The 22,220-nt window shown below is 40.5% G+C and carries 13 protein-coding genes; 5 read left to right on the top strand and 8 right to left on the bottom strand.

What is annotated here, in order from left to right; genetic code table 11:
* Positions 1 to 66: 66 nt before the first annotated feature.
* From H4J61_RS07495 to iadA, 4 genes are all read right to left on the bottom strand, one after another.
* Positions 67 to 1,785: a Mur ligase family protein gene (locus H4J61_RS07495; protein ID WP_220461207.1), complete on the bottom strand. Its 1,719-nt coding sequence runs from the start codon at positions 1,783 to 1,785 to the stop codon at positions 67 to 69.
* A 40-nt stretch (positions 1,786 to 1,825) separates the two neighbouring features.
* Positions 1,826 to 4,645, bottom strand: a complete 2,820-nt coding sequence (gene cphA, locus H4J61_RS07500; protein WP_182184567.1) for a cyanophycin synthetase — start codon at positions 4,643 to 4,645, stop codon at positions 1,826 to 1,828.
* A gap of 224 nt (positions 4,646 to 4,869) precedes the next feature.
* Positions 4,870 to 5,694 carry a cyanophycinase gene (locus H4J61_RS07505; RefSeq protein ID WP_182184568.1) on the bottom strand — a complete coding sequence of 275 codons (825 nt, stop codon included), beginning with the start codon at positions 5,692 to 5,694 and terminating at the stop codon, positions 4,870 to 4,872.
* Positions 5,695 to 5,702: 8 nt separating this feature from the next.
* Complete coding sequence (gene iadA, locus H4J61_RS07510; protein ID WP_182138201.1) at positions 5,703 to 6,890, bottom strand: beta-aspartyl-peptidase; 1,188 nt, start codon at positions 6,888 to 6,890, stop codon at positions 5,703 to 5,705.
* A 551-nt stretch (positions 6,891 to 7,441) separates the two neighbouring features.
* On the opposite strand from iadA, the gene putA reads away from it, so the two are divergent.
* Positions 7,442 to 11,278, top strand: coding sequence for a bifunctional proline dehydrogenase/L-glutamate gamma-semialdehyde dehydrogenase PutA (gene putA, locus H4J61_RS07515; RefSeq protein WP_182184569.1), 3,837 nt, complete (start codon positions 7,442 to 7,444; stop codon positions 11,276 to 11,278).
* Positions 11,279 to 11,529: 251 nt separating this feature from the next.
* Here putA and H4J61_RS07520 read toward each other — a convergent pair whose 3' ends face one another.
* Both H4J61_RS07520 and H4J61_RS07525 read right to left on the bottom strand, forming a co-directional pair.
* Positions 11,530 to 12,423 carry an HNH endonuclease gene (locus tag H4J61_RS07520; protein ID WP_182184570.1) on the bottom strand — a complete coding sequence of 298 codons (894 nt, stop codon included), beginning with the start codon at positions 12,421 to 12,423 and terminating at the stop codon, positions 11,530 to 11,532.
* Positions 12,424 to 12,790: 367 nt separating this feature from the next.
* A complete protein-coding gene (locus H4J61_RS07525; RefSeq protein ID WP_182184571.1) occupies positions 12,791 to 13,432 on the bottom strand; it encodes a DUF5610 domain-containing protein in 642 nt (213 codons plus the stop codon).
* A gap of 522 nt (positions 13,433 to 13,954) precedes the next feature.
* Here H4J61_RS07525 and H4J61_RS07530 point away from each other — a divergent pair.
* Both H4J61_RS07530 and H4J61_RS07535 read left to right on the top strand, forming a co-directional pair.
* Positions 13,955 to 15,091, top strand: coding sequence for a TauD/TfdA family dioxygenase (locus H4J61_RS07530; RefSeq protein WP_182184572.1), 1,137 nt, complete (start codon positions 13,955 to 13,957; stop codon positions 15,089 to 15,091).
* A 62-nt stretch (positions 15,092 to 15,153) separates the two neighbouring features.
* Positions 15,154 to 15,882, top strand: coding sequence for a class II aldolase/adducin family protein (locus H4J61_RS07535; protein WP_182184573.1), 729 nt, complete (start codon positions 15,154 to 15,156; stop codon positions 15,880 to 15,882).
* A 237-nt stretch (positions 15,883 to 16,119) separates the two neighbouring features.
* On the opposite strand, the gene H4J61_RS07540 is transcribed toward H4J61_RS07535, so the two are convergent.
* Both H4J61_RS07540 and H4J61_RS07545 read right to left on the bottom strand, forming a co-directional pair.
* Positions 16,120 to 18,393, bottom strand: coding sequence for an EAL domain-containing protein (locus H4J61_RS07540; protein ID WP_259363176.1), 2,274 nt, complete (start codon positions 18,391 to 18,393; stop codon positions 16,120 to 16,122).
* Positions 18,390 to 18,590: a hypothetical protein gene (locus H4J61_RS07545; protein WP_182184574.1), complete on the bottom strand. Its 201-nt coding sequence runs from the start codon at positions 18,588 to 18,590 to the stop codon at positions 18,390 to 18,392. The genes H4J61_RS07540 and H4J61_RS07545 overlap by 4 nt, the downstream gene beginning before the upstream one ends.
* A gap of 920 nt (positions 18,591 to 19,510) precedes the next feature.
* Between H4J61_RS07545 and H4J61_RS07550 the strand changes: the two genes are divergently transcribed.
* Together H4J61_RS07550 and H4J61_RS07555 are read left to right on the top strand one after the other, a co-directional pair.
* Positions 19,511 to 19,879, top strand: coding sequence for a hypothetical protein (locus tag H4J61_RS07550; RefSeq protein ID WP_259363178.1), 369 nt, complete (start codon positions 19,511 to 19,513; stop codon positions 19,877 to 19,879).
* Between the two features lie 607 nt (positions 19,880 to 20,486).
* A complete protein-coding gene (locus H4J61_RS07555) occupies positions 20,487 to 22,211 on the top strand; it encodes an OFA family MFS transporter (protein ID WP_182184575.1) in 1,725 nt (574 codons plus the stop codon).
* Positions 22,212 to 22,220 lie beyond the last annotated feature (9 nt).

Raw genomic sequence — 22,220 nt, forward strand, 5'->3', positions numbered from 1 at the left:
TTGCTGAAATAACAAATAAGCCAGGCTTTCAGTTATCTAGATAACTGAAAGCCAAAGCTCAATTATTTAAGATTTATCCAGTAACAATTCGGTGATCTCTTCTCGCTCAGATAACACCATCAGTAACGCTAAATCATCGGCTTGCAGCTGCTCTATAATATATTTCGCCCCAGCAAAGGGACTCTTAAAAGTAAAAATATTATGCTCTTTAACACCATGAGCCAGCGCGGTATCGATAATTAATTGCGGGACTTCTCCTAACGCCCTACCGCGTAAATACGGCTCTACCTCAACAGCAATAATAAAGTCAGGCTGCATTTTTAATGCGGTTTTCGTCATGTTGATGATTTCACTATCAGTTCTGTCACCCGCATGACTCAGCATTAAAAATTTACGCTCAGCTTTGATATTCGCCGTCGTAACTGCCATCGCCTGCATACTATGAACATTGTGGGCAAAGTCCATGATCACTTGCGCGTTATTAACGCTAAACTGGTTGCCTCTACCGGGATTGTCTTCACTGTTGCTAGCAAATTTCGACAAAGCTTTGGTAATCGCTTTATTGTCAATATCTAAGCTCTTAGCTAAGCCAATCGCGCCCAGCGCATTTTGAATATTGTGCAGCGCCGCGCCGTTTAGCGTCATAGGAATATCGTTAACACCGATAATGCTTGTTTCTTCATTAGCCTCTGCATAAACCAATTGCTGGTCTTTAACAAAACAAACCGCGCCACCTTGTTGTTTATGTTGTTGTAGTGTCGGGTTGTTTTCATCTAAAGAAAACCAACACTTATTCACCAACAATTCAGGCGCTAACGCCACTAAATACTCGTCATCGGCATTCAGTACTAAGGTGCCTTTACTTTCGCCGTTATGCTGTAAGCCTTTGGCAACCACAGCTTTAGCTTGGGCAAGTGCGGCAACGGTATTAATGCCATATTGCCCTAAATGATCTTCGGCAATATTGGTGATTAAGGCGGCATTAACCTTATCTATGGGTAAACCCCGACGTAAAATACCACCACGCGCTACCTCTAAAATAGCGGTTTGGGTATTAGGATGGCGCAATAACATTCTTGCCCCGCCCGGACCTGAATAATCACCATGATCAATAATATTATCACCAACCCGAATAAAATCTGTCGAGGTAACACCACAACATTTTCCCGCTTGCTCAATAATTTGCGACATAATGCGCACACTGGTCGATTTACCATTGGTGCCTGTTACATAGGCAAGCGGTATCGAGTGGTATTGTGACCAATTTATGCTGGCGAGTTCAGGCAGCGCCGATATCGGCCAACATTGCGCTGTGCTGCCATAACCCAATGAAAATTCATCATCATCAACCAAATAAACAATACCTTTAGCTTTTGCTTGTTTAATTAATGCCAGTAGTTTTGGATTAACTTCTTCTGCTATCGCGGCTTTTAAACGCACGATGGCGGCACTCATTGGCTCTGCATTTTCAGTATGGGCTAACTCTTCGCAGGTTAACTGCCAGGCCATTTCATTTAAATCACAGGCTGCATACAGCGCATCGATGGGAGCACTGATGGCAATCGTGATGCCATCTTCGAAGATACGCGAGTATATTTTTTCATTTGACCAATTAACCGCCTTCAGTAGCCGATTAACGTAAATAGACCAAACATTCACCACAACAAGCTTATCAATACCCGAGACAAAAGCATCAATGATCGCGCCTGGCTGATCAGATAATAAATTTTTACCTGTCAGCCGACGATTATCATCTAAGCTCAGTGTTATATTTTTTATATTCATATATTACTACGCTTTTTGATGTTGATTTTTTTTAGTAAGCTTAATCACTTTCTTCATCGTGTTCAGATACCACACGCACACCGCGTTCATCAGAAACAATTCTCATGCCGGTTTCCAAGACAAAAGTATCAGGCTCGCTAGTTTCTAACATAGACACCACGGTTTGACGTGGCGTTTGCTCTGTTTCATGATCAGGTTTATTAACGCCATTGAAATGAATGATTTGTTTCCAACAGCGTGTTATCGCATCACCAAAAACCATTAATAAGTCATCATTACTGGCAAGTTCTAGACCTTTATTTATCGCTTTTACTTCATCTGGAATACAATAAATATTAGCTTCATCAATACCTTGAGCTTTTAATGCGGCGGCTAAAAGTTGAGGCACTTCATCTTCACCACGACCACGGCGATTATCATCAGCTTTACAAATATAAAGATCAAAATGTCCAGCCGCCGCTTTAGCAATATTCACGATATCTTCATCACGACGATCACCGGGTCCTGCCAAGACAGTAATACGCTTACCCTTAACTTCTAATTTACTGGCCAACTCGCTCATACAATGCACACCATCAGCATTGTGAGCATAATCAAGTATCACTCTAAAATTATGCTCATCAAACACGTTCATTCGACCCGGGGCTTGATAAAATGTCGTTGTGAAGGTTCTTAAGCCTTGTTGAATGGCCTCTAATGGTTTGTCTAAGCAATAAGCTAGGGCAGCAGCAAACATAGCATTTTGTACATTGTGCAGTGCTTTGCCTTCTAAGGTCGCTGGAATTAAATGCGTCCACAGCAGCGGGATATGGGTACCATTATCAAAAATGGTGATCATGTCACCGTTAATACCTTTCTCTAATACCACGGCTCGACCGCCAGCACGAATATGCTCGCGGACTAAACTATGGCCGGTATTCATGGTGACATAGCATAAATGTTTAGCTTTGGTATGATCAGCCATTTTTAAACACAGCGGATCATCCGCATTGAGCACCACACTGTCGGTAGCAACTTCAACCACAATACGTTTAATTTCAGCTAGTTGCTCAAGCGTTTCTATACCTCTTAGCCCTAAATGATCGGCTTGCACATTCAAACAAGCAGCGACGTCACATTCTAAGTAACCCAGACCTGAGCGAACAATACCACCTCGCGCCGTTTCTAATACCGCAATATCAACCGAGGGATCACGTAAAACAATTTGCGATGAGACCGGACCTGTCATATCACCTTTAACCGATAACTGGCCATCAACATAAACCCCATCGGTAGACGTCATGCCAACAACATGGCCAGCACTTTTTAATATATGCGAGAGCATTCTAGAGGTGGTGGTTTTGCCGTTGGTGCCAGTAATACCGGCAATAGGAATACGTGTAGGTAGTGCTGGCGGAAACAGCATATCAATAACTTTGCCCGCAACATCTCTAGGCTTACCTTCACTTGGCGCTACGTGCATTCTAAAACCAGGTGCGGCATTAACTTCGACAATACCGCCACCAATATCTTTATAAGATTGAGTGATATCTGCGGTTAAAAAATCAACGCCACCCACATCTAAGCCCACCGCTTGTACCGCACGTTCAGCCATGGTTTTATTATCGGGATGTACCACATCGGTCATGTCAATTGCTGTTCCACCGGTCGATAAATTTGCCGTTGAACGTAGGTAAAATATTTCACCTTGGGGTAGTACTGTTTGTTCAGTAAAGCCCGCCTCGCCTAGTAAACGTATGGCTTGAGTATCTATCTCTAATTGCGTTAATACTTTTTCATGGCCAACACCTCGACGTGGGTCTTCATTAATAATATCCACTAATTGGCTAATACTATTAACGCCATCACCCATGACATGGCCGGGTACACGTTTGGCCACCGCGACTAATTCACCATTAACCACCAACATCCGGTGATCTAAACCGGTTAAAAACGACTCAACTAAAACCGCTCGGCTGGTACCATGTTCACGAGCAAAGGCAAAAGCGGTGATCACTTGTTCTTCCGTCGTTAAATCAATAGATACGCCACGGCCATGATTAGCATTTAACGGTTTTAGTACCACCGGATAGCCAATATGTTTTGCCATTTTTACCGCTTGGGTATCTGAATACGCCATACGCTGTTGAGGAACAGGTAAGCCAAGATCGTTTAATAAATTATGTGTGTCTTCTTTATCACAAGAAATTTCGACCGCTATGTGTCTAGTTTCACTGGTAATAGTCGCTTGAATACGCTGTTGATATTTACCATGACCAAATTGCACCAAACTATATTCGTTTAATCTTAACCAAGGAATATTACGTTTTTCTGCGGCATCAACCAGTGATTGCGTACTAGGACCAAATTCTTTGCGTTGTGCAAAGCGAATAAAGTCAGCCATTTCTTGTTGAAAATCAAAATCGTCTTCAATGGAGGTTTTCAATTCGGCTTTAATATTTTCGGGCATTAATGAAATTAATAATTTCCGCGCTAACAAAGCCGCTTCAAGGCCTACATTTCGTTGCTTATACTGGAAAACCATATTGTATTCGCCAGTTTTACCTGTACTTCGAGTTTTACCAAAAGTGACTTCAGTACCTGCTATACATTGGAGTTCGAGCGTAACATGCTCCCAAATATGAGCAATCCAAGTACCTTCATCTTCTTTTAAACGTCTAAGAAATCCGCCGGGCTCACCATAGGAGCAACCGTGTTGATCTAAACTGGGCAAGTTATTGATTAAGCCATCGATAAATTCATTACCTAACTTAACTGAAGGGTATTGTTCCAAAACCCCTATATCGACTATGTGGCGAATCACTGGAAAATGAGCATAAACATTAGGGCCAACATAAACGTTGGAAGATAGCATTTTCATCGTGATTTCCTTTTATTACTCTAACGAGAATTTTTTATTATTTTTTATTTATATCGACTACGCAAAATGCGATCTAGAAAAGATAACACGCTTTGAATAATGAGCATACTACTTGCGATAAAATATTATTCTGCTGAGAATGGGGATATCGAGGAAGACTTTAAGTGGTTGTAATAAAACAAAAAAGCCCACCTAAAATCAGGAGGGCTTTTTAAAAAGTTAGCTTAAACTGCCGGTGTCGCTATTCTTTCATTGATGCAGTAAGTCGCACCTGGACCCAGCACATGCAACTTAAGACCGATTAAGGTAATAGCTTCGCCTCTATTAGCATCGGCCATTGAGCTGTGCGACAGGTCTGACGGGTCAACTACCGTGATGCTGCCATGACCTACCACTTCTAAAACCCCAGAAGGATCAATAAAGGCAGCCGTATTTTCACAAATACCCAGGCCTGAAGCAAAAGGGTTGTATGAAATAGCCGATAACAAACGTCCCAAGCGGTTTCTTTGGCTAAAATGCTGGTCAATAATCACTTTATTAATTAAGCCCATGCCTGGTGCAAAAGTCACCCCTTCTTCATTAGGTAAAGCGCCTGTGCGTCCGCCCGCTATCATATGCTCTGGCATAATCGCTGCGCCTGCAGAAGTGCCTGCAACATGCACACCCGCCGCATTAAGCTTACGAATACTTTGCGCTACTGGCGTACCACCTAAAATAGTAGACAAGCGTAATTGATTACCGCCGGTGATAAAAATCCCGGTGGCATTATCCAATTCAGCGAGGTATTCATCGCTGTTTGCCTGTTCACGATCATTAATCGGTAACGAAACGGCTTTTTTCACGCCTAATTCATGAAAAACCTCTTCGTAATTTGACCCAGTATCTTCGAGTTGTGAAGCGGTTGGAATGATAACAATATAAGCATTCTCGCCACCACAAAGCTCAACAAAACGTTGTAAAATTATCGGATCTTTTACACGTTCTTCTGCCCCCCCGATAGGAATTACAAATCCCCGTTGTTGACCATCAGTTGTTTTAGCTGGACACATATCTACCTCTATTCAAATGTACCTTTAATAATTGTCTGATTATTTTGCTTGTGCCATACACCTTGCGCCATTACATCAGTAATTTCATATTTTTCATTCATCACCAATAAATCAGCGTCAAAACCAACGGCAATTTGCCCTTTGCTTTTAAAGCGTAAAATAGTAGCGACATTGCTCGTTAACATCGGGAGTACGGTTTCAAGTGCTAAACCTTTATTTAATGTTTCCACCAAAGTTTCTCCTAACGTACTCGCTCGACCAAAATCCATATGCTGTAATTCACCTTGTGTGTCAAAACAAGGCAAGCAACCCCCGCCATCCGAGCTAAGGGTAATTTGTGCTAAGGGTAATTGTCTTTCCACTGCCATTTCAATGGCGTCACAAGCTTCCCAACCAGGTTGCGCTGTGCCGGCAGGAAATGCGGTCAAATCAATATGACACCCTTGAGTGAGTAATTTACAACTATCTTCAAACAAGGCTTTGTTACGATTAACATGGGTGGGATTAAATACCCGCGCTGGTAACTCTGTGTCTCTAATCGCTTGTTCAATCAAGGCTAAACGTTTTTCGCCATCACCCAAATGAAAATGAATAACGCCGGCTTTACCTGTGATTAAACCCGCGACATGGGTTTCACTGGCAAGGCGGATCACTTCTTCAAATGTGGGTTGGCTAGAGCGGTGATCACTAATGGCAAACTCACCAATACCGATCACGGGCTCAAGAAAAACGATATCTGACTTAGCGCTGCCCGTAATCGTGGTTAAAGGATAATGATATCCTCCGGTCCAACAGTAGGCAGACAAGCCTTCTTCACGCAGGCCATAAACTCGACTTAATAAGTTTTCTGTACTACGGGTAGTATCATCAGTGCCAAGTAAACCCACCACGGTAGTCACACCCGCATGGGTGAATTCAGTCAGGCCAACAGGCGGTACTTGCGTTGCAAAACCTGCTTCGCCACCGCCACCGGTAATATGGGCATGGCTATCAATAAAACCGGGCGTTAAAGTCGCACCGTCAAAATTAATGACCTTAACGTGCCACTGCTTAGGAATATCGATTTGCCCTTTTCCAGGCTCGTAAATAGCGGCAATTTTATTACCTGCAATTAGAACGTTTTTAATGCCTAGGGGGGTTGGTGCGTAAATATTAACATTACACAATAATGTCAGCATGGTTTGATTATTTTTCATGGTATATAAAGTGGTGTTGTGCTTAGCCTAACTTATTAATTATTTTAGAGAATAAAATATAATAGCGAGCAAACTAAACTAACAGTTATAAAGAGTATGCGAAGATTGTACCACAGTTGATATTTTACCACCAAGGTTCACCTAACAAAGACCCTAATAAATACCCAAATAATTACCCAAATAAATTATAACAACATGCATATTTATGCGATTTACTTATACCCACTGCAGTAATAAATTAGCTCACTTAGCGCTAGATTAATGAATTTAGCGCTAAGCCGATATATTAAGCCATATTGATGGAATTATTAAGGTAATATTCAGTAAAAACAGTGACTTTATCACTAGCCGTGTCACACTTTTTCATTCTAAGCCTTTAACCTGAAATATATTATATGGTCAGAGGCTATTTTAGCGCTACTTTAAATGGCTTTAAACCAAAATTTAACTAGCACATACGGTTAAGTTTTAATTAGAATGCACGATTAAAATTAATGTAACTATCGCTAACTAGTACCACGCTACTACTTAGTTATTTTGAGGAAAAATATATGCTTTTTAATGATTCATTTATCACCGATTGCCCAATTCGTCAGAAAATTCGTGAATTTTATCGTATTGATGAAAATACAGCGGTAGATCATATTTTGCCACTAGCAGAAGTTAATGTTAGTGCTCGAAGTCGTGCTTGGGAAAGAGCGCGTAAAATGGTGTTAAAAATTCGCCAAGACCAAGCGGGTACTGGCGCGATAGATGCTTTGTTAAAGGAATACTCTCTATCAAGCGAAGAAGGTGTGGTATTAATGTGTTTGGCTGAAGCCTTACTACGTGTACCAGATAAGCATACTCAAGATGCCTTAATTCGTGACAAAATTTCTCAAGGACAATGGAGCAGTCATCTTGGCAGCAGTGAGTCACTGTTTGTAAATGCTTCATCATGGGGCTTGTTAATTACCGGCACTATGGTTAATTATGCTGATAAACGCAAAAAAGATAGCTTTGGTTTATTGAAAAAAGTTATTGGCCGTTTAGGTGAGCCTGTTATTCGTAAGTCAATGAACTACGCCATGAAAATTATGGGTAAGCAGTTTGTGATGGGCGAAACGATCAAAGCGGCCACTGAGCGTGCTGCGACAAAAGAACAGCAAGGTTATGTTTACTCTTACGATATGCTAGGTGAAGGCGCTCGTACAATGGACGACGCTAACCGCTATTATAAAGCTTATCAAGATGCGATAGAAACGATTGGTAAAGTGGCTCGTACTACCGGTAAAAACGACCCACGCAGAGTACCAGGTATTTCAGTAAAACTTTCGGCTATTCATCCCCGTTATGAGTTTAGCCACCAAGCACGTGTCATGGCTGAAATTGTACCAAAACTAAAAGCGCTTTGCCTGCAAGCAAAAAGTTATAACATTGGCTTGACCGTTGATGCAGAAGAGTCTGAACGCTTAGATATATCGCTTGATGTTATTGAAGCGGTATTTAGTGACAGTGAATTAGCCGGTTGGGATGGTTTTGGTATGGCATTACAAGCCTATCAAAAACGCGCTATCTTTGTTGTTGAATGGTTACGAGAATTAACCGTACGTGTTGACCGAAAAATGATGGTGCGCTTAGTCAAAGGTGCATATTGGGATACAGAAATTAAGAACACTCAAAAAGAGGGTCTTAGCCACTTTCCAGTCTTCACACGTAAGTCTTCTACCGATGTTTCTTACCATGCCTGTGCCAATAAGTTATTAGAATACAGAGATTCTATCTACCCACAGTTTGCCACACATAATGCTTACACTGCAGCAACGATTGTTGAACTTGCCGGTGATGATAAAGAGGGTTTTGAATTTCAATGCTTACATGGCATGGGAGATTCTTTGTACGACCAAATAGTGTCACTTGAGAACATTCAATGTCGCATCTACGCACCGGTTGGCCATCATGAAGAATTATTAGCTTATTTGGTCCGTCGCTTATTGGAAAATGGCGCTAACTCTTCTTTTGTCAATGCCATTGTTGATGAGTCGCAACCGGTCGAGTCATTACTTGAAGACCCAGTTGAAAGAACTCAACGCTTAAAAGATAAGTATAACAACCAAATACTTAGACCTATTGCCTTATATCATGACGCGAAAGGTCTTGGCCGTGATAATTCTAAAGGCTTAGATTTAACCGACATTAGTGTCATCACGCCGTTAAAAGCCTCGTTAGATTACTGGTTTGTTGAGCACCTGCTTAATAAAAATGATATCCCCGAAGGTGCAATTTCGGTTAAGAACCCAGCTAACCATCGTGAAATCATTGGCTTTCATCATCTGCACGACAAAGCCGCCATGCTTGAGATGATCGATACGGCAGAAACAGCATTTACTACATGGTCAAAAACGCCAGTATCTGAACGCGCTGATTTATTATGCCGCGTGGCTGATATTCTTGAACGCCATACCGACGAGCTTATTGCCTTGTGCATTAAAGAAGCCGGTAAAATAGCCCAAGACGGTATTGATGAAGTACGTGAAGCCGTTGATTTTTGTCGTTATTACGCACAACAAGCGGTTGAAGTTGCCGCTGATGAACGCTTAGAAGCGCGTGGGGTTGTCTTATGTATCAGCCCTTGGAACTTCCCATTAGCGATATTTTTAGGTCAAGTAGCTGCCGCTATTGCCACAGGTAATACGGTATTAGCAAAACCTGCCGAACAAACCAGTTTAATTGCCTTACGCACCATTGAATTAATGAAGTCGGTTGGCTTACCTGAAGGCGTTGTACAAGCGGTTATTGCTCGTGGCAGTCAAGTGGGCAGCGTTATTGTGCCTGATGCTCGTATTCAAACCGTTATGTTTACCGGCTCTACTGAAACCGGCACTATTATTTCACAAACCTTGGCTGACCGAGGTGGCGATCAAGTCCCCTTTATCGCAGAAACCGGTGGCCAAAACTGCATGATAGTTGACTCTACCGCCCTACCTGAGCAAGTGGTTGATGATGTTATTTCTTCAGGATTTCAGTCTGCAGGTCAACGCTGTTCGGCGCTGCGCGTGTTATTTTTACAAGAAGATATTGCTGATGACGTTATTACTATGCTTAAAGGCGCATTAGCAGAATTACATGTGGGTAACCCAGAAAAATTAAGCACAGACATAGGTCCAGTGATAGATCAAAAAGCATTAGATGCCCTCAATGCTCACAGCGACTACATGAAAACCCATGGCAAACTGCTGTACCAATGCCCTATTGCCAGTGAGGTAACAGATGGAGTAGCGCAGAACGAACATTTCTTTTTTGCGCCACGACTTTATGAAATTAAAGACATTAGCGTGCTAGAGAAGGAAGTATTTGGTCCTTGTGTACATGTTGTGCGCTTTAAAGGCAATGACATAGAAGCGGTTGTAGATAAAATTAATGGTACAGGTTTTGGTTTAACTATGGGTATTCATACCCGTATTGAACACCGTGCCTTTGATTTAGCCAAGTTATCACGTGCTGGCAATGTCTATATCAATCGTAATATGATTGGCGCTATTGTCGGTGTACAACCATTTGGTGGTCGTGGCCTGTCAGGTACTGGACCAAAAGCAGGTGGGCCAAATTACCTCACGCGTTTAGTAATAGAAAAAGCAACACCCGATGCTGAGCAATTTAAATTACTACCATGGCAGGTAGAAGCTTTAGACGGTGGTGAACAATCGGAAAAAGAAGCCCTATTGTTTATGGACAAGGCTAATGCAGCAGAAAAAGGCTGGCGCTTAACTGAGTTAAATACCCGCCTTTCTTCTGTACGTCAATTGTTAGCAAAAATTGCCCATGTTGAAATTGTTGAAGATTTAGCTGACGATTTAAACCGCACCTTAAAATCAGCTCGTTCACAATTAATTAGTATTGAAAAGCGTTTGAAAAAGCCAACGTTTTTACCTGGGCCAACGGGTGAGTCTAATGTGCTTTATTTGGAAAACCGCGGCAATATCATTTGTTTTGCCGATAAAAATGTGAGTTTTCATTTTTGGTTACTTTCTATTGTAACGGCATTGGCAACGGGTAATACCGTTATTACTGTGGTCTCTGATTTGTATTATGATGAAGCGATTGCCTTTAGAGATAAGTTTATTGCTACCGGCCAAGATGCAGATGTTTTCCAAGTGGCTAAGTTATGTCACTTAACAACTATGCTGGCGCATCCTGCGTTATCAGGTATTGTTGTTGACAGTCATTGTGATCGTAAGCACTTTATCAGTGAAAAATTAGCTGAACGTTCAGGGGCCATATTACCTGTGATCAGTTCTGAATATTTTGATCACTTGATTCAGCGTTTATTAACAGAAAAAACCATTAGCATTGACACAACTGCCTCTGGTGGCAACACGTCACTAATGACTTTAGTTGAAGAAGATTAATCGCTAATGAGAGATAGTTAATACCAAACGAATAGGTATTAACTATTAGGTATTAAGTGTTAACTGAAAACGGGCATCTGATGATGCCCGTTTTTTTTAACTACTAAATGAGATATTGATTATAGCTGTCAGTTACTAGCTATCAGTTTAACTGACATTTTTAATCGCTCGATATTTAGAAAACCGCTTGCTCTGCTTAGCTAATCAAGCGGTATCTACAATAGCTAGACAAGGATAAAAAAATCGCGGTGTTATTTAACGTCATTCATGGCAAAAATTTTATTATGCTCAAGAATATATTCATCAAATCTCAATTGTAACCTAGGATGCATGCGAGCTATAGCCAGCTCTAACCCCTTTTCAATACTGATACTTTTTAATAAAGCGAGATCAAGACTATGGGCAATTTTGATAATATAGCGCATTCTTTGTTTCTCAAAAGTAATTAAATGCTTAGCGAATAACTTATCAACATGCGAGCATAATAAAATGCCATTTACGCCATCTAACTTTTGCTTATTGTCTTCACATTTTGCCCACGGAATAATATGAGAAGCGACTAACATTTCAGCAATATTTATACCTGTCAGTGCACATGTTTCGCCATTACCCCAAATATCGATAACGTTTTTTCTAAACTGCCCTTGCCCAATGCGGCACAAGATTAAGTTTTCTTTTTCTGTTTTTTCGATAGCTAAATTGAGTATCTCTAACAGATCTACAGCCTCTTTTGCGATAGGTTTTGCGCTATATTCAGGCTTGTGAGCACCTTCTGCATACCATTTATCATCAGTAAAGTTGAGGGTCATATCCGTTAAGGTTTTTATAAACTCTTTGCTACTAGTTTTGCCGCTATCAGTGGCATCTACATAATCCAAATCTTCAATTATTGGAAAGGTTTTTAGTTGATAACCCTCCTCCTCAACTAACCTTATATGCTCTAGCGCTTGAATATAACCCGGTTGCTTTCTACCTTTTTTATTTTGCACCCAAGCCTTATCAAGGATTAAGCTCCGACCTTCTTGAGTGTGAGTATCCCAAGCACCAAAAATAACAAACTTAGCTGCATGGTTTACAAATGAAAAATCAGTTCTCCAATTATTCGCTGTACCACCATGAGACTCGATAAATTTCTTCCTAGACAACTGACGTACTCCTTTTCAAAAATGATTTATAAAATTACATAGCTTATAAAGCCATTACAATTGATTCTGCACTAAAGTGAGTTAAATCAGTACAAATAAATTAAAAATTACTGATATAGGTAAAAATAACAGTCGCTGAATAAATTACTGCCTAGCGCTCATCACTATAAAATATGGCTATGAAATTAATTTTACACCTAACTAGAAAAAAGCAAAAACCAACATTAACACCTTGTTTTAGTTATTTATTTAAATGAACACAATAGAAATATCAGCCAAGTGAATTGTTTAAAGTGGCTCGATATAGCCGTACTTCATGGTAAATGTTCACCGTTACCGCTGGCTAAATAACCGACTATTATCCTTGTTACGGTTCAAGCTGATCGACTTCTTTAGCACTTAAAGCTTCAACAAAAGACTGTAGCCCTGCTTGCACCAACTGATAAGTTTTATCAATATTATGGCTAATATCGCCCGCCAATACTTTTAAATCACCTAAAATATCCTTGGCTTCAGCAAAACCTTGCTCTATACCGCCACTGATAATATCAACAAAAGCCGTTAACGATTCTTCTGCAGCCATTTCAGGATGCTGCTCTTGATAAGCACCTAGAAACTGAGTACTAAAAGCAACAATACGCTCTGCTGTTGCTTCAGGGCTGAAATCAACCCCCGACTGATAACTGTCCTCAACGCTACTTTCAACAGGATTATCAGCCCAGGTTTCCTTAAGCGCTTCGTTTATGCCCTGTAATGCAGTTTTTAACAACAATGACAGCGGCTGATCGCCCATGGTGGTATTGAACTTCAGTGAAGATTCTATAATAGCGGCATTAAGCTGCTTTTTATGGTTGGCATAAATAGAGTCTTGTGATTTAACAATATTTTTATCATTAGCCAACTCAGATATTTGCTGCCCCTTTGGCTTGTTCAAGGTTTTATCTGAGGCGTTTGCTAATGTTCGAACATCTTGGCTATAGCTATCATTAGGTTTAATTGTTGAGCTCATAAAATTCACCTCGGTTTATCAAAGCATATAGGATACCAATCTCACTCATTATCTGATCATTTTTACTGGTTAAAATAACCCACTACTGCGTTATTTATTTAACAATTAGCACAACTCGTTATTAAAATAAATGTCTTATATTTGGCCATTTTCCTGCGTATAAAGTAGACCACCTAATTAATGAAATTGATATAACAAGTATCGGCACCATTAAGTGTAACTTAAGTTTACCCTGTAACTATCTCACTCAACGCAAGCTTACACTCATCATCATAATGCTGTTTTATCAAAAATTTTCAGTGAACATTACGGGTTAATTTTGGCCTATGCTGACTTTATTATTTCACCCGCTACTGGCATGGCTAACGATAATGAATAGCGCGCAGCTTTAATCATTTTTTTAAAAAACAATGATACTTTATTAAGCACTTAGTACGGCAATTCCCCCCTGGTATTTTCGACATTAGATGGCCCAAATGCTACAATTTCAATTTTAAAATAAACAAAAATAAGCGCTGCTGAATGTCTGATATTGTATTACTGAAAACCGGTATAGAACTCCCGATGAACGCAGAAATGGTTTATTTCAATTACTTCTGGTTACGCGATAATTGCGCCACCTCATGGGATAGCAGCACTCAGGAACGCACCTTTGATATTCTTGATGAAGCTGATGATTTACACGCAACAAGCGCCTGGATAAATGCAGCCTCACTGGAAGTTATTTGGAGCGATGGCTATCAAAGTCGTTACAACCTAGACTGGCTTGAACGTTGGCACAAGGGAGAAAACCATGGTGATTTGGCCGTTCGTGCCCGTAAAACTTGGTACGGCGATCACTACCCAAACATGGCGCGTTTTAGCTATGACGATGTGATGGCTAACCCCGCCAGTGTAGCCGATTGGGCGGAGGCCATGTTAGATGAAGGTGTTGCCCTGATTCAAGATATGCCAAATTCAAACGAAGGGCTGAAAACCCTATGCGAACTGTTTGGCACTGTGCGACCCTCTTTTTCTGGTTACACCTTTGATGTCCAGTCTAAAGCTAATCCTGAAAACCTTGCTTACACCAGCAAAGCACTTGAGTTACATACTGATTTACCTGCAGAAGAACTGGCTCCAGGTATCCAGTTCTTGCACTGTAGGGTTAATGATGCAGAAGGCGGCAACAGCTTGTTTGTCGATGCAACTACCGTGGCCAACGCCTTAAAACAAAGCTATCCACAATATTTCAAAATACTGACAGAATACCAAGTACCTTATCGCTATACCACCCACTATCAAGATGTTCGCACTAAGCAGCGAATAATCGAACTCGACCCTAATAATGGTGAGGTTAGCGGTATTAATTTTAGTCAGCACTTAGCTGATGTATTTGATTTTTCTCAGCGTGAAATGGATACTTTTTATCCCGCTTTTCGTAAGTTTGGACAGATGCTACAAGACGCTCAATATTTGATGACCTTTCGCCTAAATGCTGGCGAATGTATGGTGTTCGACAACCACCGCATCGCTCACGGCCGAGCTTCCTTTATCAAGGGCAGTGGCGCAAGGCACTTACGGGGTTGTTATGTTGACCGAGGCGATCTGCGCAGTGTTTACCGTGTTTTACGTGCTAGCTATCCAAAAGCAGAAGCAGAAGTAACGGCGCCACTTTAGCCATCACTAGAGACCTAATCAGTCGAAATCTATTGAGGATAAGAAAATTGAGGATAAGCAAAATGCAAACAGAACAAGAATTACGCGTCGATTTGGCCGCTGCTTTCAGGCTTATTTATGAAATGGATATGCATGAGTCAGTGGCCAATCATTTAAGCGCTGCGGTCTCTGCAGATGGTAAAAAATTCCTGATGAACCGTCGCTGGATGCATTTTTCAAATGTTACGGCAAGTAATCTACAGTTACTGGATAGTGAAGACGATAGTATTATGCAGACTGACCAAGCGCCTGATGCTTCGGCTTGGAGTATTCATGGCAATATGCATGCGTTATTGCCAACAGCCCGAGTTATTCTGCACCTACATTCTACCTATGCCACTGTACTCTCAACGTTAAAAGATCCACGTATATTGCCCATTGATAACAATACCGCGCGCTTCTTTGAGCGCATCGCCTATGATGAAAGTTTTGGCGGTATTGCCACCAGTGATACAGAAGGCAAACGCATCGTGGATAGCCTGGCCGGTAAAAATGCTTTAATGATGGGTAATCACGGCATTACGGTTACTGGCGCGACGATCGCCGAAGCTTTTGAGGATCTGTATTATCTGGAAAAAGCTTGTAAGACTATGGTGTTGGCTTATTCCACCGGCCAGCCTCTGAATATTCTCTCTCATGAGTTAGCGCGACAAACAGCAGAAAGTTGGGATGAGTTTCGAGGGCAGTCTTACGCTCATTTTGAGCAGCAAAAAGCTATGCTCGATAAAAAGGGTAGCTCGTATCGGGAATAATAATACCTTATTACCCCATACTCGCGCTTTAAAATGTCTCAGTTGTGTGACAAAAAACTATGTTTGATCAGGCGTTATACCAACATCAGGCGATAGTTAGATCTGAGTTAGATCTGAGTTAGATCTGAACTAAGCCTGAACTAGGCCTGAACTAGGCCTGAACTAGGTTAGAATGAGGCCAGAGTCAATCTGGCCTCATTCTAACCTAGATGGGTTTCAAGCCATACGGCGTTTTATTTAGCTTTGCCAACTAATATCAGGCTTCCAACAACTAATCCACGCGGGAATATCACTCGCAGGCATAGGTCTGGCAATGCCGTAACCTTGTGCTAATTCACAGCCCAGTTGCAATAGCGCTGTGCCGTGTTCAATCGTTTCAACGCCTTCTGCAATCACTTCACGCTTGAATGATTTAGCTAAAGCAATGACGCCTTCAACAATGGCCAAATCGTCAACATTCACTAGCATATCTCGCACAAAGCTTTGATCTATTTTAATCAGGTTGGCAGGTAAACGTCTAAGATAAGTCAGAGACGAATAGCCAGTACCAAAATCATCTAAAGAAAAATTTACGCCTAACGCCATACAGTCATTCATGGTGGTTGAGACCCGAATCACATCATCTAAGGCACTTGTTTCTAACACTTCTAGTTCTAAATGGCGTGCTTCAACATCTGCATGGGCGGCTAGTAGCCTAGTGAGTTTATTGGTAAAATCAGGCTGCTGTAATTGCATGGCAGCAATATTTACACTTATACCTGTGGGTAAGATAAGTCCTATGGTTTGCCATTGGCTAATTTGTCTCAATGCCGTATCAATAACCCATTCACCCATTTCGATACTCATAGGGTGATTTTCAATCAAGGGCAAGAACTCAAAGGGGTTTAATAAGCCTCGCTCGGGATGTTGCCAACGAATCAGCGCCTCAACACCCGTCACCAAGCCTGTCCTCATATTAACTTTAGGCTGATAATGGAGGACAAATTGTTCGTTGTCTAATGCGCTACGAATAGTCTTTAGGTTGTCTAGTTGTAATTTAATGGCGACATTTTCAGCAGTATCAAATAAATGATAGCAATTTTTACCCGACTCTTTAGCCACATGCATAGCTTGATCAGCATGACGCATAAGCAAGTCTGCCTCCGCATTGTCTTGCGGATAAAGGGTGGCGCCAATACTGGCTGATACATTTAACACCACATCACCTAAGGCAACAGGCTCTGACACTGCCCGTAATAAGCGCTCTAATGTCGCCTTACAGTCTTCAACTTTACTTAAATCGGTTAATACCGCGACAAATTCATCGCCGCCAAAGCGAGCTAAAGTATCACCTTCACGTAATGCACCTTTCATGCGAATTGAGAGAGCAATGAGCAGTTCATCACCTAAATCATGTCCATAGCTGTCATTGATCTGTTTAAAACCATCTAAATCTAGAAATACCACCGCAAGTGACTGCTGACGGCGCTTGCACTGCAACATAGCTTGAGTTAATCGGTCGGCAAGTAAAACACGATTGGGCAGGTTGGTCAGTAAGTCGTAGTGAGTGATATGCTCAAGTTTTTTTATCTTGCTTTTCATCACACTGATGTCACCAAACATAGCTAAATAATTTTGTAACTCGCCAGCATCGTTATGCACGGCACAAATGGTCATAATTTCTGGATATACTTCACCATTTTTGCGTTTATTCCAGATTTCTCCGTACCACTCTCCTGTGGTAAAAATTGTTTTCCACATGGCGATATAAAATTCTGCTGATTGGCGTCCTGATTGTAAAAGGCTTGGATTTTGACCAAGAGAGTCTTCGCGACTATAGCCGGTGATCTCAGTGAAGGCGTCGTTAACTTCAATAATAATACCTTTAGTATCAGTAATTAAAATGCCTTCGCGGGCGTGAGTGAAAACCTTGGCGGCAAGGGCTAATTCGTCGACTAGTTTTTCTTTCTCTTCATTAGCGAGCTTTTGCTCATGTTCAATTTTTTTTCTTTCACTAATGTCCGTTACCGCAACAAGACAGTCAGTACCTGTAATACCAAGATTTGCCTCAATATTCAGCCACAATGTTTTTGTACCAACTTCGGCTAAAATCTCACAGGATTGGATACCACTGCCGGCAAATGCTTTGAATAGGCAAGATTTCAAGCTATCTCGATATTGAGCGTTTACGTAGTTTAAAAACTGTTTATTGACCAAGTTAGCTCGCTCAATACCCAGTAAACTAGCCCCTCGAAAATTGACCTGATTAATGATGGCATTTACATCAAAAGAAAAGTAGCCAATAGGGGCAAATTCAAATAACTCAGTGTAACGGTAATGTAATTTTTGTGTTCTCTGCGCTTGATGTAACTCTTCGTTCTGCATTTCCAGTTCAATTTGATGCACTTGCAATTCGTGTAGCATTTTTTGCGCTGCAGAGTCACTAGGAACCGTTTGTTTTGTTAGCTTCACTTCTGCACGATGGCGTAACTCTTTAGCCAACAGCTTGACTGATTTTACAGGCGAATTCATTTGGCAAGTTCCATTTTATATAACACTGACTCAAACACCTTAGTTTGACTAATATAGGTAAAGTTAATAACCATGCTGTTAATTACCGCTTCTGTCTTTGAAAAGGCATAAAAACCAGAAAAATAAGAGCCGACACCGACAATGGCTGATGTCATCACAACAATTAATTTACTGAATTTTTTCAGAAATTTGATCACAGAGTTAGTCTATTTTGCTGTCTCATTATGAAAGAGTGGTTTTCCATCATTAGCCGAGAATATTTCATATTTTTTATGTAACCCGCTATTTTTCAATGGAGGATTTTCATTTTTAAATACAAAAGTGAATGCTAGACCACCTTGGTCTCTAACTCAGAAAATTGCGCTGAAACATAATAAAAATTTCAGCATCATTAATCACTCACTTTTAACTATAAATAAAAGCCGAGTCTAAATGCTCAAACCTACCTAAATGAGAAGAGACAGAGCCCTAGACATAAGTTGTAAGTCATTGATTAAATAGATTTAGGAAGAGAAAAAAAGAGCTTTAAAGTCATTGCAATGTAAATGATTTTAACTTCCTTTTAACTTCACTTTCACAGAAGTCAGCAGATTAGCACATAAGCAGCTCGACAAAGGTTATTTGTTTGTTAATTTATCGTTACTACTTGGTGTGTTTTATATCTTATCACCTGAGCCGATATAACTTATGATTAAGGCAAGGCTACCTAGGTAAATTCCCTCGGCGTGCAACAAGAAAGTTAACTTTTGCTGATAATAGGCTGTAATGTGATCAATATATGTGTTGAATAGAGGCGGACAATAATTTCAGTCCTAAGACCACAATAACCTGTGAAAGTAATCGGTGAAATAATGTAGCATAGCGTCTAATTAACCGAATGAGCATTGACTATTTGTTGGTCAATAAAACAGTGATTCAGTGCTTAAAATCTATGCGCTTAGCTTGACGAATTTATGTTCAAGGTTAATCGTATTAATTAGTCGAACGGTTGTATTTATCTAACCCAACTGTCAGCCTAATAATATTAACTCAGCTGGATTAACTGAGCAGTATTAACTGAGAAATAATGTACCAAAAGCGTTAAGTACTATATCTTAGGCGCATTAGCAGACTTTGATTGAAAAAACCTATGGTATTAAAAACAGATTTAAGACATTTTCTGGACGAAGAAGGTAAATTACTCGCACTGACTGAACAAGCAAAAACAGTGTTCAAATTTCTCAGTAAAATTGTATCATCGGTTTCTCAGCGTATTGCATCATCGGTTTCTACGCATACAGAGCCGCCAATAGTTGATATTGACTTAGTTGCTGTAAATTTGAAATGCAACACTCGCGCTGAGCAACTGCATTGCGAGGGAGACATTGAAGCAAGCTGTATTAACCTTAGCCTAATTGAGTGGCATTGCGATAGCTGCCAAGCGGCTGGAACCATCTCTCATTGGCAAGGAAGTCTGTGGGACAAGCAACAACACACCATTCATTAGTCGACAATCTAGTTCTAAAAACCTGATGCTAAAAATTGCTACCCTAAGAAGTGCAGCGCACAAAAAATAAAACAATGATTTAACGATAAACAACACTCTAATTAGCCTTTACAGATGAAGGTAACCGTTACAGCACTTGGGGTTAACTCACTATTGATAACACCAAGTGAACCACTAAAAGTGTCTACCTTAGGCAGTAACAAATAATCACTTAATATGAATATTCATTCATATTTTAATGCTAATACTCCAATGGTATAGTTTTTGGGTAATAAAAAACCAATATATGTAATTTAATTCATATACTTGTGTTAATAAAAACAAGGTAGTTAAATTGATTGTCAAAAAAAGATATAAAAACTGTGGTTAGTTTTAACTATCAGGCTTTTATAAAAACATACATTCACCTTAATTATTCTCTTTTTTTATACTTGATTCAGCTTAACTGTGAATAATTTAGAACAAAGAATAACGGTAAAACATTATATATTTTATGCTCAAATATTATTTTTTGAAAATAAATAGCTTCTGTAATTACCCTTCATCAGTTTGCTAGTTGTACGAGTATAAATATTTATATCAAGCTGTAGCTATAAGGTATTAAATAATGTCAAATAAAAGTGGGGGCTTTTTTTCTTTCTTAATGAAAGATAAAATAATTGCTAAATCGGGGTTTAATCGCTGGCTAGTCCCACCAGCATCTATTGCAATTCATTTATGTATTGGTTCTGTTTACGCATGGAGTATTTTTAACCCTGCGCTTATTAAAGAATTAGGCGTAGTGACTAGTTCATCTGGAGATTGGTCTTTAAGTAACGTGGTTTGGATATTTTCTGTTGCTATTGTTTTTCTTGGTTTATCTGCCGCAGTCGCTGGAAAATGGCTAGAAAAAGTCGGTCCTCGCTGTGTTGGTGTTACTGCTGCATTTCTTTGGGGTGGCGGTTTTATCATAGGTAGTGTTGGTATATCAACCCATCAATTGTGGCTTGTTTACCTGGGTTATGGTGCGCTTGGGGGCTGTGGTCTAGGTTTAGGCTATGTTTCACCTGTGTCTACTTTGCTGCGTTGGTTCCCTGATAAACGCGGTATGGCTACGGGTATGGCTATTATGGGATTTGGTGGCGGTGCAATGATCGGTGCTCCACTTATTGCTGCTTTGTTAAAATTCCATGCTGTTGCTCCTACTTATTTAGGCACAGAAGGTGCTGTAAAACTAATAACTGAAGCGGGCAAGCGTTTTGCAGAAACAGCTTCGGGTACAGTGGAAGTTATTGTTGCAACGGCTGGTGAAGCGGCAAATATGGCTTTTCCTGGTGATGCAGGTGTTTATATTGTAGGTACGGGTGATACTGGTGCTGCAGGAACATTCCTGACACTAGGTATTGTTTATTTTATTGTGATGATTATTGCCTCGTTCTCGTATCGTGTGCCGGCTGAAGGGTGGACACCTGAAGGTTGGACTCCTCCAGAGAAAGATGAATCTGCAAAAAGTATGATCTCACATAACGATGTACATATTGATCAAGCACTAAAAACACCACAATTCTGGAAGTTATGGGTTGTACTTTGTTTTAACGTAACAGCCGGTATTGGTGTTATTGGTGTGGCTAAAACTATGATGGTTGATATTTTTGGTTCGACCTTACCTGATGTAGCTACCGCGGCCTTTGCCGGTACTTACGTATTAATGATTTCGGTCTTTAATATGTGTGGTCGATTTTTCTGGGCATCAATTTCTGATTTCATTGGCAGAAAAAACACTTACCACTTTTTCTTTGTGTTAGGAACGCTACTATACTTATCAATACCTTATGCTGCATCTCAAGTCAGTGCAGATCCATCTACGGTTTGGTTAGTTATGTTCTACGGTGCCACCATGGTTATCTTCACTATGTATGGTGGTGGTTTTGCAACTATTCCAGCTTATTTAGCCGATATATTTGGTACATTACATGTCGGTGGTATACATGGTCGCTTGTTAACCGCATGGGCAACCGCTGGTGTTTTAGGTCCATTTGCTATCACGTATCTTAGAAATATGTCGGTCAATGACGCCATAACTGACTTAGTAGCAAAAATAGATCCTGCGGTATTCCAGGCTAAATTTGGCTCTGCCGTTAGTCAGTTAAATGAACTTGTTGCAGCAAAAACAGTGACGGTAAGTAAGTTAATGGAATTAGTGCCAGCCGGTACTATTGACCCAACACCAAGCTTATATAACACTACTATGTATGCTATGGCTGCGTTGTTAGTTGTTGCTTTCTTTGCCAACTTAACTATTCGCCCTGTAGAGGCTAAACATCACGTTGAAAATACACACCCTAAGGGTTAATATTTTCAA

Source organism: Colwellia sp. MB3u-4 (assembly GCF_014077065.1).
Taxonomy (GTDB): domain Bacteria; phylum Pseudomonadota; class Gammaproteobacteria; order Enterobacterales; family Alteromonadaceae; genus Cognaticolwellia.